Here is a 15705-nt window from a genome sequence, read left to right on the forward strand (position 1 = left end):
AACGGTTTCGTGACGTGTCAGCGGTCCTGCTTACGCGTCGCTCGCGCGGTCGATCCAGCGTTGGACTCGCTTCGGAGATACGTCGATTGCGTCACCGACGTCGTCTGCGTCGGCGGCGACGAGGTCCGAAACGGTCTCGATTCCGATGTCGGAGAGTCGCTCTGCGTAGGCCGGACCGATGCCGCGAATCGTATCGACGGACGGCGATTCGGTCTCGTCTTCGGCTTCAGGTTCGTCGGCTTCGTCGGCTTCGTTTGCGTCTGGCTCTGCTGCCTCGGGTTCTTCGGCGTCTTCAGCGTCTTCAGTGTCTTCCTCTTTCACTTCGGCTTCTTCAGCCGGTTCTGGTTCGGCTTCTTCAGCCGGTTCTGGTTCGGCTTCTTCAGCGTCTTCAGCCACGTCCTCGGCGTCTTCAGCCTCGTCGACGACAGCGGCGTCCGCTTCTTCTGTTACTGCCTCCGGCTCGGCCTCTTCGATGGTCGCTTCGGTTTCGTCTTCGGTCGCTTCTGGCTCGGGTTCCGGTGTCTCTTCGACCGGTTCTTTCACCGCCGCTTCCGTCTCGACGTTCGCTTCCTCGCGTTCGGCGCGCGTGTCTCGTTCGACCGTAACGGTCGCCGATTCGTCACGTTCGTCGCGCGAAGCAGACGAGGAGTCGCCACCAAGGAGCGATTTCAAGAAGGACGAGATACTGTCAAGCAAGCCCATATTAGTTTGTCATATGCAATCCGGTTATTTAAAAACCGGCGGCCTCAGCCATCAGCGAGGTGCGCGCGGAGGGCGGCGTTCATCTCGTCGACGGGTGCGTCGAGACCAGTCCATCGCTCGAACGCCTCCACACCCTGGAGGAGGAGCATCCAGGCACCGTCGACGGTAACCGCACCCACGTCGGCCGCTTCGCGGAGCAATCGCGTTTCGAGGGGTGCGTACACCGCGTCGAGGACGGCGAGGTCCGCGTGGAGGTACGACGCCGGAACCGGCGTCTCGTCGGGTGCATCCATCCCCACGCTGGTCGCGTTGACGAGGATGTCTGCGTCTTCTACTCGTTCGAGCGTGTCTAACCCACCGCCAGTCGCGCCGGGGACGACAGCGGCCAGTGTGGTCGCTTTCTCTGCTGTCCTGTTGGCGACGTGGACCGATGCACCACTATCGGAGAGTGCGAACGCGGCAGCACGGCCCGCACCGCCGGCACCGACCACGACTGCGCTCCCCCCGTCGATTTCCACGCCGTGTCGTTCGAGTGACCGTGTGACGCCGGCGGCGTCCGTGTTGTAGCCTACCGGGCCATCTGGGCCGAAGTCGATGGTGTTGACCGCACCGATTCGTTCGGCCAGTGGGTCCGGTTCGACGAGGTCCAGTACGTCCTGTTTGAACGGAATCGTGACGTTCAGGCCGGCGACACCGAGTGCGTCCGCGCCGGCGATAGCGTCGGCGATGGCGTCCAGTTCGGGTTCGAAGGTGACGTATCGCGCGTCGACCCCTGTCGCCTCGTAGGCCGCCTCGTGCATCGGTGGCGACAACGAGTGCCCGACGGGGTTGCCGACGAGACCATAGACTTCCATGGCCGGGTGGAGTCTCGCCGGTGATATAATTCGCCCGTCTGTGTCGGATTCCGCCGCGACTTTGTTCGGCGGCGACGCGGCGACGAAGCCACCGTGATTCACGCGTGAACAGTCACCGCCTCTAACAGTGACGCCTCAGTATGTCAATCGATAGCGACCGCACGGTGTACCGGCGTACTTTTGGTCTCCCATCGGTCACTCCCGCGTATGTCGGCACTCGCAACCCTGCTTTCCTTCGATACCGCCCTCTTGGTGGCTGGTATCGTCGCACTCTATCTCGGGGCCGAGGCACTCGTCGAGGGTGCCTCACGCCTCGCTATCGGTCTGGGTCTCCGGGCGGCAATCGTCGGTGTGACCATCGTCGCGTTCGCGACGACGACGCCAGAACTGTTCGTCGCCGTGTTGAGCGGACTGGGCTACAGTTCTGACCTCGGACTGGGCGCAATCGTCGGGTCGAACATCGCCAACATTGGTCTCGTGTTGGGTATCTCCGCGCTCATCCAACCGATGGGCGTCTCGACAGCAACGCTCCGTCGCCACGTCCCCTTCATGATTGCAGCAGCAGTGGCACTCGTCGCCCTCGGGATGGACGGGAACCTCAGCGCACTCGACGGCGGTATCCTCCTCGTCATCCTCGTGGTGTTCACTGCGTTCCTGCTCTACCGTGCACGCTCCGCGAAGGCCGACGCGATTGGAACCGACGAAATCGACATCGAGGACGAAGACACGGTCTCTGCCCAGTTCAAAGACGTGCTCTACCTCGGTGTCGGCCTGCTCCTCTTGTTCATCGGGTCGAACTGGCTCATCCAAGGCGGGAAGGGCCTCCTCGAAGCCTACGGTTTCAGTACGCGCTTTATCGGTCTCACCATTCTCGCGTTCGGTACCTCTCTGCCCGAACTCGCGGCGTCGGTCATCAGCGCCGTCCGCGGCGAATCCGAGTTCAGTATCGGCAACGTCGTCGGGTCGAACATCTACAACGTCGTCGCCGTCCTCGGTATTCTCGCCATCATGGTTCCGGTGAACGTTCCCGCGAGTACGATTTCGCTCGACTTCCCCGCACTCCTCGCGTTCACGTTCGGTGTCATCCTCTTGATGCTCCGCAATCGAGACGTGTCCCGCCTCGACGGCGGGATTCTGGTAGGCGGCTATCTCGTCTTCTTCTGGCTCATCCTCCCGTAACGCCGAACCTGTCGGCGGAGGGAGAAATTCTTCTCGGGCGATTGAAACGCAAGAGCTACCGGCCCCCCAGACGCTAGTGTAGGCACGATGGTACGACGACGATTCAGCCACCCACTGGTCGCAGTGTTCGGTGCTGCCCTCCTCACCGTGCCGTGGTTGGGGCTCCACTCACTCTTCGGTATCGAGCTCCAGACTGGTGTCACCGTCGCACTGAGCGGTGTCGCCGTCCTCGGTGCGTCGTTCCTCCTCGCGTGGGGTGCCGAGACGGCGGAAGCGGACGTGCCGCGCGCATTCGCCTTGGCTATCCTCGCTGTCCTCGCAGTCGCTCCCGAATACGCCGTCGACGCACTCTACGCGTGGGAGGCGGGTATCAACCCGGGGTCGCCCGAATCTGCCGAGGCTGCCAGTCTCGCCGTCGCCAACATGACGGGGGCGAACCGCATCCTCATCGGCATCGGCTGGTCTGCAATCGCGCTCTTCACCGTCTTCAGAGCGCGTGAGACCGGGGACGAGGCTGTCGAGAACCGCCCCGGATTCCTCGCCGACGCCGTCCGACTGGACAAAGGCATCTCCACGGAGATTCTGTTCCTCTTCGTGGCGACGATGTTCGCGTTCTTCGTCCCACTCGGCGACGGAATCGGCGCGTTCGACATGTTCGTCCTCGTCGGCCTCTACGTCTCGTACATCCTCGTGGCGCTGAACTCACCGCACGAACACCAAGAACAGATTGGTGTCCCCGCGTATCTTCAATCGTACGTCAAACCGAAGCGCATCGCCACGACGCTCTCGTTGTTCCTCTTTTCTGGATTCGTCATCCTCGTCGCCGTCGAACCCTTCGCCCACGGCCTCGAAGAACTCGGAACCGCCGTCGGCGTCCCGCCGTTCTTGATGATTCAGTGGGTCGCACCGCTCGCCAGTGAGAGTCCCGAACTCATCGTCGTCGCCTACCTCGTCAACAAGGCCCGGTCGACGGCCGGATTCAACGCGCTCATCTCGTCGAAACTCAACCAGTGGACGCTCCTCATCGGGACGCTCGTCCTCGTCTACAGTCTCTCGCTCGGCTACTACGGTCCGCTCCCACTCGACAGCCATCAGGCGGGCGAAATCTGGCTCACCGCCGCGCAGAGTTACTTCGCAATCGCCATCCTCATCTCGCTCACGATTAGCGTTCGCGAAGCGCTGGTCCTCCTCGGCCTGTTCTTCGCGCAGTTCGTCTACGCCGTCACGGGGGCGGCAGTCACGCTTCCCCTCCCCGGTCTCGGCCTCGTCACGCTCGACGGGACGACGTCGCTCTTCGCCTTCTCTGTCGTCTACATGGCGCTCGGGACGGGGCTGTTCGTCGTCCGCTGGCGCGAACTGCGCTCGGTCGCCAAGCGGTCCATCCGACGGGTGCGCGGCGACTTCACCGAGGACGCCGCCGAGGAACCCGTCGCTGCCGCCGAGGACTGAACGCGCCCGAACTGTCCGATTTCAGTCGCTCCGACTGCACGTCTCTTCGCCGTTTCCGACGCCCTTTTCGCCACCGTCGGCGACCCTCGAATCGTGATTGGAATCGTCGTCAGCCGCGCCGACAGCGCATCGGTCCACATCGGCGAACACCTCCTCGACATCGCCGAGTGGGACGTACAGACCGACGAGGGCCGACCGGACGCCGACGGTGGCGGCACGTTCTATCGCCGTGAGGGGTTCGAACTCCGCGAGTTCGACGACCTCCACATCTACCTCGACGACCCCGCCGAGGCGTTCGACGCGGACCTCGACCTCCTCGCCGTCGTCTCTCGGCACTCTGGCGAGACGGGGCCACTCTTGACCGCACACTTCACCGGAAACTTCGGCCCCGCCGACTACGGCGGTGAATCGGGGCACTTCGCCCGCGCCTGCCCGAACGCCCAACGCGCCGTCGTCGCGGCCCTCCGTGACCACGCACCCGACGGTTACGACGTCGGTATCGAGGCGACACACCACGGGCCGACGCGGACCACAGTCCCGTCGATGTTCGTCGAACTCGGGAGTGGCGAAGACGAGTGGAAAGACCCTGACGGGGCACGCGCCGTGGCGGCCGCCGTCCTCGACATCGAGGGTGTCGACGCCGACACAGACCGACAACTCGTCGGATTCGGTGGCGGTCACTACGCGCCGCGGTTCCTCCGCGTCCTCGACGACACCGACTGGTGTGTGGGGCACATCGCGGCCGATTGGCAACTGAAGGCGATGGGCTCGCCCGACGCGAACCGTGATGTGCTTCGCCGCGCGTTCGAAGCGTCGGCGGCCGACGTCGCACTCGTCGACGGCGACCGCGACGGCCTCGCCGCCGTCCTCGACGAGGAGGGTTACCGTGTCGTCTCCGAGACGTGGGTCCGCGAGACCGCTGGCGTCCCACTCGCGCGGGTCCGAGAACTCGAATCGGATATCACGCGCATCGAAGACGGACTCCGATTCGGAGCGCACATCGACGCAGACTCGTACAGCGTCGTCTCGCTCCCCGATGGACTCCTCGGCGAAGCACAGGGCGTCGACCTCGACGCGTCTCTCGACGCCGTCGCGGAGACGACAGTCGCGTTCCACACGACCGAGGGTGGGACGCGCGCGATTGGTCGTGCTGCGGTCGCCGGAGCGGGATACGACGAACTCGTCGAGCGTCTCTGTGAGATTTTACGCCAGAAGTACGACTCGGTCGTCCGCGAGAACGGTGCCGTCACGGCCCGCGTCAGTGCGTTCGACCCCGCCGCAGCACGCGAGTTAGGCGTTCCAGAGGGCCCGGCGTTCGGGAAACTTTCGGCCGGACAGGCAGTCGAAGTCGACGGAGAGACTATCGACCCCGCGCACGTCTCGCGCGAGCGAGTTGTCGAGTTCACAGTGTGACGCAGTTAGGTATCAATTAACTGCGATTGTCATATTTCTCGTATATTATGTCAGAATTGAATTATTAAACGACCCAAATATCGGCATCGTCAGACGGTCGTCTGACACAAGGGGGAAAGATAATTAGTCATCCTCCGTAAACCGTCTGCACAAATATGGACTCTATCGTCGACGACGCAATCGATGAGGCCGAGGACATGGGGGATGGGACGACCGAAGTCGGCGGCCCGGACAACATCAACCGGTCTGGCACGATGACTGACGACGAACTGAAAGCGGTTCTCAAAGACCTTCAGACCAACATCACGGTGGTCGGGTGCGGTGGTGCGGGTGGCAACACCGTCAACCGGATGCACCAAGAGGGAATCAAGGGAGCCAAACTCGTCGCTGCGAACACCGACGTGCAGCACCTCGTCGAAATCGGTGCTGACACGAAGATTCTCATGGGCGAGCAGAAGACACAGGGCCGTGGTGCCGGGTCCCTCCCGCAGGTGGGTGAAGAGGCGGCACTCGAGTCGCAAGAAGAGATTTACGACGCCATCGAAGGCTCTGACATGGTGTTCGTGACGGCCGGTCTGGGTGGCGGCACTGGGACGGGGTCCGCGCCCGTCGTCGCGAAGGCGGCACGCGAATCCGGCGCACTCACCATCGCTATCGTCACGACCCCCTTCACGGCCGAGGGTGAGGTCCGACGAACCAACGCCGAAGCGGGTCTGGAACGCCTCCGCGACGTCTCCGACACGGTCATCGTCGTTCCGAACGACCGTCTCCTCGACGCCGTCGGGAAACTCCCCGTCCGGCAAGCGTTCAAAGTCTCCGACGAAGTGCTGATGCGCTCTGTCAAGGGCATCACCGAACTCATCACCAAACCCGGCCTCGTCAACCTCGACTTCGCCGACGTGAAGACGGTCATGGAACGTGGTGGCGTCGCCATGATTGGCCTCGGCGAGTCCGATTCGGAGTCCAAGGCCCAAGAGTCGGTCAAATCCGCGCTTCGCTCGCCGCTCCTCGACGTGGACATCTCCGGCGCGAACTCCGCACTCGTCAACGTCACCGGTGGGTCGGACATGAGCATCGAAGAGGCGGAAGGTGTGGTAGAGGAGATTTACGACCGCATCGACCCCGACGCGCGTATCATCTGGGGAACTTCCGTCGACGACGAACTCGAAGGCATGATGCGGACGATGATCGTCGTCACGGGCGTCGAATCGCCGCAAATCTACGGCCGCAACGGGCAGGTCCAGGAAGCCGCACAGGAACGCCTCGAAGACATCGACTACGTCGAGTAATCGGACTCGGTGCGACTCCGGTGGGTCGTTCCGTTCGAACTCGCGTCGTCGGCCGTCTGTGCCGGGCACGACGACATCCACTTTTATTGCCGGCGTGGGACGCACAGACGTGTCGCTTCGGAGCGACGAGCATCAATAGATAGAAAAAGCCGGCCGTCTTAGCCCCCACCAACATGGACGTCAAATACGACCTCAACAGCTACGTTCGCGTGCTGAAACTCGCGAGCACGCCCTCTTGGCAGGAGTTCTCACAAATCTCCAAGATTGCCGGCGCGGGCATCTTCCTGGTCGGACTGCTCGGATTCATCATCTTCGCGGTCATGAGTTTCCTCCCCGGAGGCGTCTGAGATGCCAATCTTCGCCGTAAAGACGACCGCTCGTCAAGAGCGAACGGTCGCGGACATGATCGCGACGAAGGAGTTCGCCCAGATTCACGCTGTGTTGGCTCCCGACTCGCTCACGAGTTACGTGATGGTCGAAGCCGACGACGACGGCATCGTCACCCGTGTCCTCGAAGAGATTCCACACGCCCGTGGTCTCGTCGAGAGTGGCGGGATGGTCGGCACGTCCAGCATGGCGGAAGTCGAACACTTCCTGTCGCCGACGCCCGACGTCGAAGGCATCGCCGAGGGAGACATCGTCGAACTCATCGCCGGGCCGTTCAAAGGCGAGAAGGCGCGCGTCCAGCGTATCGACGAGACGAAAGACCAGGTCACCGTCGAACTCTACGAGGCGACGGTTCCGATTCCGGTCACCGTCCGCGGCGACCAGATTCGCGTCCTCGACTCCGAAGAGCGGTAAGCACCGCTCGTCACGTCTTTTCTTCTCTCTCGACGTTCGTTCCCCGTACTGTCGAGTTCGTCGTTTCGAAGTGCCTACCGAGTTCGGCATTTCGAGGTTCCCACCGGCTTCGTGACCACACTCGGACAGTACTCTTCCCTACAGCGCGCCCTTCTTGCGAAGTTTCTGGACGACGCTGTTGAGGTCCGCTTCGTCTTCGACGGCGTCTTTGACGTCTTCACGGATGCGGACCGCCGTGGAGTCTGCTTCGTACGCGCGGACGAACTCCGCGCGAGTGTGTTCGTCGAAGGCGTGGCGAATCGCGAAGTACCCCTCGGGGACGATGGTCCCACACACCTTACACTCGTGTCGTTCGTGTTCCGTCGTCTGGTGGATGATGACACTTTCGACGTCTTCGAAGCGTCCACCACACCCTTCGACACCGCACTTCCACCTAGGCATGTTCGACCCGACGGACGTGGGGGACTAAACCGTTTCTTCGGACCCTTGTCGTCTCAGAAATAGCAACCACTAACTATCGTCTACCCCGACGTGGTCGTGTGACCGCGAGCACGACGACACGGGTAGACATGCACGTGAAGATTCTCGACGAGCGAGTCGTCTCTCGTGCGAAAGCCCGCGGTATCGACGTGCTCGTCTACGCCCCGCACTTCGTCCGCCTCCCCGACATTCGTGCTCGCGCGGAGCGTTTTTCCGACGACGACCTGCTGGTCGTTCCGGCCCGTGAGGTGTTCACGGGGTCGTGGCGGGACCGAAAACACCTCCTCGCAGTCGGCCTCGACGACCCTGTCCCCGACTTCATCTCACTCGACGGTGCACTCGACGAGTTCGCCCGACAGGAGGCAGCGACCCTCGTCCCGCACCCTGAACTGCTGACGGTCAGCCTTACTCTCGACGACATCCACCAGCACCGCGACGCCATCCACGCCGTCGAGACGTACAACGCCAAAGCGTTCTCCCGACACAATCGCCGCGGGCGCGAAATCGCTCGTGAGACGTCCCTTCCCGGATTTGGGTCGTCCTACGCGCACCTCCGCGGGAGCATCGGCGAAGCGTGGACCGAGTTCGACCGTGACATCGACTCGGAGGCCGACCTCGTCGACGCACTCCGAAACGGTGACGAGCGACACGTGATGCGCCGGTCTGGACTCTCACACACGCTTCGCGGTGCGGTCGAATTCGCCCACCTCGGCTACGAGAACTCGTGGGGGAAGGTCGACAGACTCCTCCTCTCTGGGATGGAACCGACCCATCCGAACCACATCGCCTACGACGGCGCGTTCGACGACGTGAGCGTCTACTGAATCGCTCGCACGGAACGTCGCACCGCTTCAGAGTATCGCCGTGAACGACGCCGCCGCGTCCGCGAGCGACACGTCGAGCGAGAAGAGGTAGTAGTGGATACCGGCGAGGACGCCGAGTTCTGCGCCGGTCACGAGAAGCGTGACCGCGTCAGCGTATTTCGAACTCGTCGCCACACCCGTCGGCAGGTCGTACTCCTGTGGTGACAGCGGGTAGAACAGGGCGATGCCGCGCTTCGACCCGACCATGTCGAGGACGTAGTGCGTGGCGACGCCAATCCAGACGAAGTGGAGGTTGTCGAAGACGAGCGGGAAGACGAGGAACGCAATCAACACCGGGAGGTTGTGGAGCGTCTTGCGGTGCTTTCCGAAGGCAGTGTCTACGTCCGGGAAGAGTGCGCCGAGGACGACCGGGAGGGACAACTGGCCGATTTTCTGGACGAGGAGGAACGCGGAGTCAGTCGTCGGTTCGAACGTCCGCGGGTCGATAGTGAGAATGACACCGAGCCCGAGCGCAAGCAAGATGGCGTTGAGCACGTGCCCCTTCTTGTTCATGCGCTGAGACTGGCCTGCCGGGATACAAAGCTTTCCCACGAAACCGACCGACTGCGCTCGCCCACCGCCGCGTTCGGTCGGCCTGCCGGGTGGCGTCTGTGGCGTCTCAATCGTCCGCGTTCTCGTTCACCGACTCGATTTCTTCACGGAGCAGTCCCAGCGCTCCACGCGCAATCTGTTCTTTCACCTGCGTCCGCGACCCGTCGTACTCGAATCGCTCGACGCGCGTGTACGACTCTTCTGACCCCCACGGGGCGGCGAACGCGATACCGACGAAGACGGTGCCGACCGGCTTTCCGGGGAGCGCACCGCCCGGCCCTGCGATACCCGTCGTCGCCACACCCCACGTCGTGTCGGCCACGTCGCGGACGGCGGCGGCCATCTCGCGGGCGACGGGTTCTGAGACAGCACCGTACTCGTCGAGGCTCTCGCGTGAGACGGCCAGTTCGTGGCGTTTCGCGTCGTACGAGTAGGTGACGAGTGAGCGGTCGAAGTAGTCGCTCGACCCCGGCACGTCGGTGAGGAGCGACCCGATGAGGCCGCCGGTACAGGACTCGGCGACGGCGACGGTGTGGCCCGCGTCTCGGAGGGCGTCCCCGACGCGTTCTTCTGCTGGTGGGTCGGATGCGAACTCGCGCATGTGACAGACGACGGCCGGATGGGACAAAAATCCGGTCGGCGAGGCGGTGGTGGTCACCATCGCCCCGTCTCCCGCGACACTGCTGTGAGGTTCGGAGACCGAGAAGTACACAAAGCCTGGCCGTTTGGGGTCCGACATGGACATCGACGTCGAGCCGACCGAATCCTCCCACGACGACGCAGACGACGCTGGCGACGACGGTCCAGCGGAGATAGAAGTCGAAGTCACCGACCGTGAGGAAGCGACGACCACGGACCACGCAGACCTCCCGCGTGGTATCGACGCGCCGGACTACGTCCTCTACGGCGGGAAAGGCGGCGTCGGAAAGACCACGATGGCCGCGGCGACGGCACTCGCCAGTGCAGCAGACGGGACGGCGACGCTCGTCGTCTCGACGGACCCTGCACACTCGTTGTCGGATACTCTCGGTACGTCGCTCCCCGCCGAACCGACGCGCATCCGCGAGGACATCCCCCTCTACGCGGCGGAAATCGACCCCGATTCGGTGATGGAAGGGCCGTTCGCGGGCGGCGGAGACGCTCCTGCGGACGACGAGACGGCCTACGACACGAGCGAGTACGACGACGACAACCCGTTCGTCGGCGACGACGGTGGGGCATCTCCGTTCGGCGGTATGGGCGATGCGATGGGTGGATTCGAGGACCTGCTCGGCGGCGACGGTCCGATGGGGATGGGCGGTCCGATGCCCGGGGCGGACGAGGCGGCGGCGATGCAGCAACTCCTCGAATATCTCGACGACCCGCGATTCGAGCGTGTCGTCATCGACACCGCGCCGACCGGCCACACACTCCGCCTCCTCGAACTCCCGGAGATGATGGACTCGATGCTCGGTCGAATCGTCCGCATGCGCGAACGGTTCTCGGGGATGATGGACAGCGTCAAAGGGATGTTCGGTGCCGGCCCGGACGACCCGCAAGCGGGGATGGCCGACCTCGACGAACTCCGCGAGCGAATCGAGCGTCTCCGTGCCGTCCTCCGTGACCCCTCGAAGACGGACTTCCGTGTCGTCATGATTCCCGAAGAGATGAGCGTGGTCGAGTCGAAGCGCCTCGTCGCCCGTCTCGACGAGTTCGGCATCCCGGTGCAGACGCTCGTCGTCAATCGCGTCATGGAGCAGGTAGACGACGTGGCCGACGTGGACTCCTCGTGGTTCGAATCGCCGGACCTCGAACACTGTGGATTCTGTCAGCGTCGCTGGAAAGTTCAGCAAGAGGCACTTCGGTCCGCGACGGACCTCTTCCGCGGCCGTGACGTGAAACGGGTTCCGCTCCTCGCAGACCAGGTGCAGGGCGAGGACGCACTTCGCGTCGTCGCGTCCTGTCTGGAGTAAGGAACTCGGGACGCGTTCGATACCGGATTACGGGAGTTTGCGTGCGAACCCGAACAGGGTATCGCGCCACGAATCAGGCAGGAAGCGACCGAGAACACCGATTTGGGCGACTGTTCCGGGCTGATACCGCGCGCGTGGTTTCGTCGAACTCGCCGCGTTGACGATGTCTTCTGCGACTCGCTCTGGGGGAATCGCACCGGGGCCGGTGCCGCCGAGCGCTTCTGTATCGTCGAAGAGTTTGTAGAACTTCTCGTAGGCACCCGACCGCTCGATACCGTTGGTCTCGTCGCCCCCGTTGACCTGGTCTTCGACGCGGTCTGAGAACTGTGTCTCGACCGGGCCGGGTTCGACCAGCACGGCGTCGATACCGTACTCTTCGACCTCCGCGCGGAGCGCGTCGGTCATCGCTTCGAGTGCGAACTTCGACCCCGCGTAGACGCCGCCGCCGGGGAAGGAGACGCGCCCAACGACGCTGGAGACGTTGACGATGGTCCCGTCGCCCTGCGACCGCATGTGGGGGAGGACGGCGCGCGTGAGGCGGTGTGGTCCGTAGACGTTCACGTCGAACTGTTTGTGAACCATCTCCGTCGGCACGTCCTCGATTGGACCCATCTGGCCGTAGCCAGCGTTGTTGACGAGACAGTCGATGCGACCCTGTTCGTCGAGGATGCGGTCGACGACGCGGTCGACGTCACTCTGGTCGGTCACGTCGAGCGTCGCGATGTTCGCACCGCGGTCACCCAGCGTCTGAACGTCTGCCGGGTTTCGGGCGGTGGCGTAGACCTCCCACTCCTCGTCGAGGAAGTCGAGCGCCGTGGCACGCCCGATTCCCGAGGAACAACCGGTGATGAGGACCGTCTTTTGATGCACGTCGGTAGGTCGAACCGTGCGCTGTTAAGTGTTTTTGGGCGCTATGTCCCTCTCCTCAAGGGGCAATGCAGGGACCGAAGCGACCGAGTAGCGTAAACGAGAGCAAATTACTTGTATGCAAATTACGTAAGTTATGACGTGGCAACGCGAAAGACAATCTCCATCCGCGACGACCAAGAGGAATGGATTCAGGACAACCACCTGAGCCTCTCCTCGTTCGTCCAAGAGAAATTGGACGAACTCATCGAGGAACGAGAATCATAGATGCACTACAACTACAAGTATCGACTCGACCCACCGGAAGCCCTCACCGAGACGCTTCTGCACCATGTCGATACTTGTAGACAACTCTACAACCACGTTCTCTACAAACTCAACGAGACAGACGACATTCCAGCCCGATACAAGGTACAGGGGACACTACCCGGCCTCAAATCGTGGTGGAACGACCTGAACGACATTCACTCGAAAGTGTTACAGATGGTCGTCAAGCGCGTCTACGACAATCTCTCCACCCTCAAAGCGCAGAAGGAAAACGGACGTGCGGTTGGAATGCTCAAGTGGAAACCGCCTCGGGAGTATCGGTCGCTCACCTACAACCAGTCCAGCTTCAAACTCAAAAATACGAGTGGTCGGCCTGTCCTGTGGTTGAGCAAAATCGGTGAGATACCCATCGCTCTCCACCGAGATGTTCCTGAGAACGCGACCATCAAACAGGTCACGGTCAAGCAAGAACCCACGGGCGAGTGGTTCGCTACCTTCGGCATTGACATGGACGAAGACACTCCCGAGAAGCCGGAGAATCCAGAGCGAGTCGTCGGAATCGACGTTGGCATCCTGAAGTACGCACATGATACGGACGGAACTGCTGTCGAGTCACCAGACCTCTCCGACGAGCGTAAACGGTTGGGACGTGCCCAACGCGAACTCTCTCGGAAAGAACACGGCTCGAACAACTGGGAGAACAACGCAAGACCGTCGCTCGGCGCTATGCCGACCTGAAGCGCAAGCGCCGAGACTTCCTCCACAAGTTGTCGAACTATTACGCCCGTGAGTACGACCTTGTAGCGGTCGAGGACTTGGACGTGAAGGGACTGGTCGAACTACCGGGTAACTCTCGAAATAGAGCCGGTGCCTCGTGGGGAATATTTCTCCGAATGCTCGAATACAAGTGCGAACGGGAAGGAACGCACTTTGTCGCCGTAGACCCACGAGGAACGACCAAAGAGTGCGCGTCGTGTGGTGTCGAGACGAATAAACCGCTGTGGGTTCGAGAGCATTCGTGTCCGTCGTGTGGATTCGAGGCGGACAGAGACGCGAATGCGTCGTGGAACATCCTTTCTCGCGGTCTCAAAGATGTAGGAGTGGGACACTCCGAATCAACGCCTGCGGAGACTGCACTCCCTACAGACACCGATTCAGTGTCTGCAAAGCGCGTCATGGAAACAGGAAGCCCCATCACCAGAAGTCACAAACTTCTGGTTAGTAGTCAGAACTCTGGGAGTTCTGACGACACCCTCAAGAAGCGAACCACGTCAGCGGTTAGCGAGTAGGGTGGGGTAGTTCACGTGTACGCGATTCGTCTACGATATCGCACGAGCGACATCACTCGTACTGCGCTTTCGCCTCGTCGGCGTACTTGTCTGCGAGACGTGTCGGTTCGGGGAGTTTGTAGTCCCCGGAGAGGCGTGAGACGAGGTCGACTGCCGTCTCCGCCGAGAGTCGGTGACCGGGGCTGACGTACAGCGGATTCACGATTGGCCGCGAGTCGTACTGCCGCGACTGAAATGCGTATCCTATCGTCGTCTCGGGCGTAGCCGGATGCCCACCGACAGAATCGACCGAGTCGTCCGCGCGAACCGGCGTCCGCCAACCCTCAGGTCGGCCGTCTACGGCTTCGTCGGGAGTCCCGCAGAGCAGTGACTTCGCGACGCCGATACTCGGCACGTCGCAGACGACGCCGAGATGTGTGGCGAGTCCGGCCTGCCGGAAGTGGATGCGACCCGACCCGTCGAAGACGAGGAGGTCCGGGTCACTGTCGAGTTTGGCGAGTGCGTCGAGGATGGGTCCACCTTCGCGGAACGAGAGGAGACCGGGTACGTACGGCAAGTCGAGTTCGGAGACGGCGTGGACGCGTTCGACCACCTCGCCGCCGCGCAGGACGACGACGGCGCTCAGGGCGTGGTCGTCGAGGAACGACTGGTCGATGCCGGCGACGAGTGGCGGGTTAGAGACGCCCGAGAGCGTCGTCTCCGCAGGGTCACCCAGCGAAACACTCGTCGGGTCGAACGACAGGTCGTCTTCGAAGACGGCCGTCTCCGCGACACGCCGTTGGAGAGACTCCATGTCGGCGCGGGAGAGGCCGGGTCGCGGCGCGAGTTCGGGATGGACCTGCTGCATCGACTCTCAGAAGCGGCCGCCACCGCCGGGGCCACGACGCATTCCGCCGCCGAGCGACATCTCACTGGGGACGTTCCGCTTGCCTTTCACGCGTTGGCCGTAGGCGAGGCCGATGACGAGGCCGACGAGGTGAGCGAAGTGCGCGACGTTCCCTTGCCCGGCCGTCGCGGCCGTCCCCGGCGAGAGGAAGAACACGACAGAGAGGGCCGCGAACCCGAAGGTAAAGAGCCACAGTGGGATGGGGATGAGGAAGTACAGGTAGATACGGAGCCCGGGGTTTAGAACCGTGAGGACGCCGAGGACGGCGAAGACAGCACCCGACGCTCCGAGAACCGACGTGGTGACGCCCGGCGTCAAGATAAGGGCGCTCCCGACGTGTGAGAGTCCAGCGAGTGCGCCAGCGCCGACGAACAAGAGGGCGAACTTCCGGGACCCGATGTACCGTTCGACCGGCGGGCCGAAGAAGTACAGCACGATGCTGTTCCCGACGATGTGGTAGAACGAGAACGGACTGTGCGAGAACACCGAGGTGACCCACGTCCAGACGTACAGCGGGTTCTGTGTGCTCAGCGTGAAGAGCGCGCTGAACGTTCCGAATGGAAGCAGTCCGTTTTGCATCCCCAGAATCACGAGCCACTCGAAGAGGAACATCACCCACATGATTGCGAGGAACAGGTAGGCCATGTTGCCCCGGAAGTAGCCGAGGAACCCACCTGTACTCGTCAGTGAGTCCAGAATCCCGCTGGTCCGACGCTTCTCCGTCCGAACAGAGTCGTCGAAGTTACTCTCGAAGATACCAGAGGGGTCGTCCCACTCCGAGAGCCCCGGGCAGTCGTGGTTCTCGGGAAGTCGGTGTTCAGCACAGAACGTGCCGCCACACCGCGAACAACGGTACGGCAGG

The 15705-nt window shown here is 62.6% G+C and carries 17 protein-coding genes and 1 pseudogene; 10 read left to right on the top strand and 8 right to left on the bottom strand.

Features of this window, described 5'->3' with window-relative positions:
• Positions 1–30: 30 nt before the first annotated feature.
• Both AUR66_RS12080 and AUR66_RS12085 read right to left on the bottom strand, forming a co-directional pair.
• Entirely contained in the window at positions 31–702 is a 672-nt protein-coding gene (locus AUR66_RS12080) for a helix-hairpin-helix domain-containing protein (RefSeq protein ID WP_058572618.1), read from the bottom strand.
• Positions 703–746: 44 nt separating this feature from the next.
• A complete protein-coding gene (locus tag AUR66_RS12085; protein ID WP_058572634.1) occupies positions 747–1556 on the bottom strand; it encodes a shikimate dehydrogenase in 810 nt (269 codons plus the stop codon).
• Between the two features lie 207 nt (positions 1557–1763).
• Between AUR66_RS12085 and AUR66_RS12090 the strand changes: the two genes are divergently transcribed.
• From AUR66_RS12090 to AUR66_RS12115, 6 genes are all read left to right on the top strand, one after another.
• Positions 1764–2735: a calcium/sodium antiporter gene (locus tag AUR66_RS12090; protein ID WP_058572619.1), complete on the top strand. Its 972-nt coding sequence runs from the start codon at positions 1764–1766 to the stop codon at positions 2733–2735.
• An 87-nt stretch (positions 2736–2822) separates the two neighbouring features.
• Positions 2823–4184 (top strand): sodium:calcium antiporter, encoded by a 1362-nt coding sequence (locus tag AUR66_RS12095; RefSeq protein ID WP_231727871.1) that lies wholly within the window; start codon positions 2823–2825, stop codon positions 4182–4184.
• Positions 4185–4277: 93 nt separating this feature from the next.
• Complete coding sequence (locus tag AUR66_RS12100) at positions 4278–5597, top strand: D-aminoacyl-tRNA deacylase (protein ID WP_058572621.1); 1320 nt, start codon at positions 4278–4280, stop codon at positions 5595–5597.
• Between the two features lie 155 nt (positions 5598–5752).
• The gene (ftsZ, locus tag AUR66_RS12105) at positions 5753–6886 is read left to right on the top strand and encodes a cell division protein FtsZ (RefSeq protein ID WP_058572622.1); all 1134 of its coding nucleotides are present in this window, start codon (positions 5753–5755) and stop codon (positions 6884–6886) included.
• Positions 6887–7059: 173 nt separating this feature from the next.
• Positions 7060–7233: a protein translocase SEC61 complex subunit gamma gene (locus AUR66_RS12110; RefSeq protein ID WP_004044219.1), complete on the top strand. Its 174-nt coding sequence runs from the start codon at positions 7060–7062 to the stop codon at positions 7231–7233.
• 1 nt (position 7234) lies between these two features.
• A complete protein-coding gene (locus AUR66_RS12115; RefSeq protein ID WP_058572623.1) occupies positions 7235–7687 on the top strand; it encodes a transcription elongation factor Spt5 in 453 nt (150 codons plus the stop codon).
• A gap of 138 nt (positions 7688–7825) precedes the next feature.
• Here AUR66_RS12115 and AUR66_RS12120 read toward each other — a convergent pair whose 3' ends face one another.
• Positions 7826–8128, bottom strand: a complete 303-nt coding sequence (locus AUR66_RS12120; RefSeq protein WP_058572624.1) for a DUF7565 family protein — start codon at positions 8126–8128, stop codon at positions 7826–7828.
• Positions 8129–8256: 128 nt separating this feature from the next.
• Between AUR66_RS12120 and AUR66_RS12125 the strand changes: the two genes are divergently transcribed.
• Positions 8257–8991, top strand: coding sequence for a PHP-associated domain-containing protein (locus tag AUR66_RS12125; protein WP_058572625.1), 735 nt, complete (start codon positions 8257–8259; stop codon positions 8989–8991).
• A gap of 27 nt (positions 8992–9018) precedes the next feature.
• Here the strand turns inward: AUR66_RS12125 and AUR66_RS12130 are convergent, their stop codons facing one another.
• Together AUR66_RS12130 and AUR66_RS12135 are read right to left on the bottom strand one after the other, a co-directional pair.
• Positions 9019–9543, bottom strand: coding sequence for a metal-dependent hydrolase (locus AUR66_RS12130; RefSeq protein ID WP_058572626.1), 525 nt, complete (start codon positions 9541–9543; stop codon positions 9019–9021).
• A gap of 106 nt (positions 9544–9649) precedes the next feature.
• Positions 9650–10183 carry a CinA family protein gene (locus AUR66_RS12135; protein WP_058572627.1) on the bottom strand — a complete coding sequence of 178 codons (534 nt, stop codon included), beginning with the start codon at positions 10181–10183 and terminating at the stop codon, positions 9650–9652.
• Positions 10184–10319: 136 nt separating this feature from the next.
• On the opposite strand from AUR66_RS12135, the gene AUR66_RS12140 reads away from it, so the two are divergent.
• Positions 10320–11534 carry an ArsA family ATPase gene (locus AUR66_RS12140; protein ID WP_058572628.1) on the top strand — a complete coding sequence of 405 codons (1215 nt, stop codon included), beginning with the start codon at positions 10320–10322 and terminating at the stop codon, positions 11532–11534.
• A gap of 27 nt (positions 11535–11561) precedes the next feature.
• Here AUR66_RS12140 and AUR66_RS12145 read toward each other — a convergent pair whose 3' ends face one another.
• Positions 11562–12404 (bottom strand): SDR family oxidoreductase, encoded by an 843-nt coding sequence (locus AUR66_RS12145; protein WP_058572629.1) that lies wholly within the window; start codon positions 12402–12404, stop codon positions 11562–11564.
• Between the two features lie 138 nt (positions 12405–12542).
• On the opposite strand from AUR66_RS12145, the gene AUR66_RS23080 reads away from it, so the two are divergent.
• Both AUR66_RS23080 and AUR66_RS12150 read left to right on the top strand, forming a co-directional pair.
• Positions 12543–12668: a hypothetical protein gene (locus AUR66_RS23080; RefSeq protein WP_004597641.1), complete on the top strand. Its 126-nt coding sequence runs from the start codon at positions 12543–12545 to the stop codon at positions 12666–12668.
• Positions 12669–13957: pseudogene (locus AUR66_RS12150) on the top strand (RNA-guided endonuclease InsQ/TnpB family protein).
• A 52-nt stretch (positions 13958–14009) separates the two neighbouring features.
• Here the strand turns inward: AUR66_RS12150 and AUR66_RS12155 are convergent.
• The gene (locus tag AUR66_RS12155) at positions 14010–14804 is read right to left on the bottom strand and encodes an endonuclease V (protein WP_058572630.1); all 795 of its coding nucleotides are present in this window, start codon (positions 14802–14804) and stop codon (positions 14010–14012) included.
• A gap of 6 nt (positions 14805–14810) precedes the next feature.
• Positions 14811–15704: a rhomboid family intramembrane serine protease gene (locus AUR66_RS12160; protein WP_058572631.1), complete on the bottom strand. Its 894-nt coding sequence runs from the start codon at positions 15702–15704 to the stop codon at positions 14811–14813.
• Position 15705: the final 1 nt, after the last annotated feature.

The organism is Haloferax profundi, from assembly GCF_001469865.1.
GTDB lineage: Archaea > Halobacteriota > Halobacteria > Halobacteriales > Haloferacaceae > Haloferax > Haloferax profundi.

Excerpts from the sequence above, each read along its gene's own strand:
- AUR66_RS12080 (WP_058572618.1), bottom strand. The coding sequence starts at position 702 with ATGGGCTTGCTTGACAGTATCTCGTCCTTCTTGAAATCGCTCCTTGGT.
- AUR66_RS12085 (WP_058572634.1), bottom strand. The coding sequence starts at position 1,556 with ATGGAAGTCTATGGTCTCGTCGGCAACCCCGTCGGGCACTCGTTGTCG.
- AUR66_RS12090 (WP_058572619.1), top strand. The coding sequence starts at position 1,764 with ATGTCGGCACTCGCAACCCTGCTTTCCTTCGATACCGCCCTCTTGGTG.
- AUR66_RS12095 (WP_231727871.1), top strand. The coding sequence starts at position 2,823 with ATGGTACGACGACGATTCAGCCACCCACTGGTCGCAGTGTTCGGTGCT.
- ftsZ (WP_058572622.1), top strand. The coding sequence starts at position 5,753 with ATGGACTCTATCGTCGACGACGCAATCGATGAGGCCGAGGACATGGGG.
- AUR66_RS12110 (WP_004044219.1), top strand. The coding sequence starts at position 7,060 with ATGGACGTCAAATACGACCTCAACAGCTACGTTCGCGTGCTGAAACTC.
- AUR66_RS12115 (WP_058572623.1), top strand. The coding sequence starts at position 7,235 with ATGCCAATCTTCGCCGTAAAGACGACCGCTCGTCAAGAGCGAACGGTC.
- AUR66_RS12120 (WP_058572624.1), bottom strand. The coding sequence starts at position 8,128 with ATGCCTAGGTGGAAGTGCGGTGTCGAAGGGTGTGGTGGACGCTTCGAA.
- AUR66_RS12125 (WP_058572625.1), top strand. The coding sequence starts at position 8,257 with ATGCACGTGAAGATTCTCGACGAGCGAGTCGTCTCTCGTGCGAAAGCC.
- AUR66_RS12130 (WP_058572626.1), bottom strand. The coding sequence starts at position 9,543 with ATGAACAAGAAGGGGCACGTGCTCAACGCCATCTTGCTTGCGCTCGGG.
- AUR66_RS12135 (WP_058572627.1), bottom strand. The coding sequence starts at position 10,183 with ATGCGCGAGTTCGCATCCGACCCACCAGCAGAAGAACGCGTCGGGGAC.
- AUR66_RS12140 (WP_058572628.1), top strand. The coding sequence starts at position 10,320 with ATGGACATCGACGTCGAGCCGACCGAATCCTCCCACGACGACGCAGAC.
- AUR66_RS12155 (WP_058572630.1), bottom strand. The coding sequence starts at position 14,804 with ATGCAGCAGGTCCATCCCGAACTCGCGCCGCGACCCGGCCTCTCCCGC.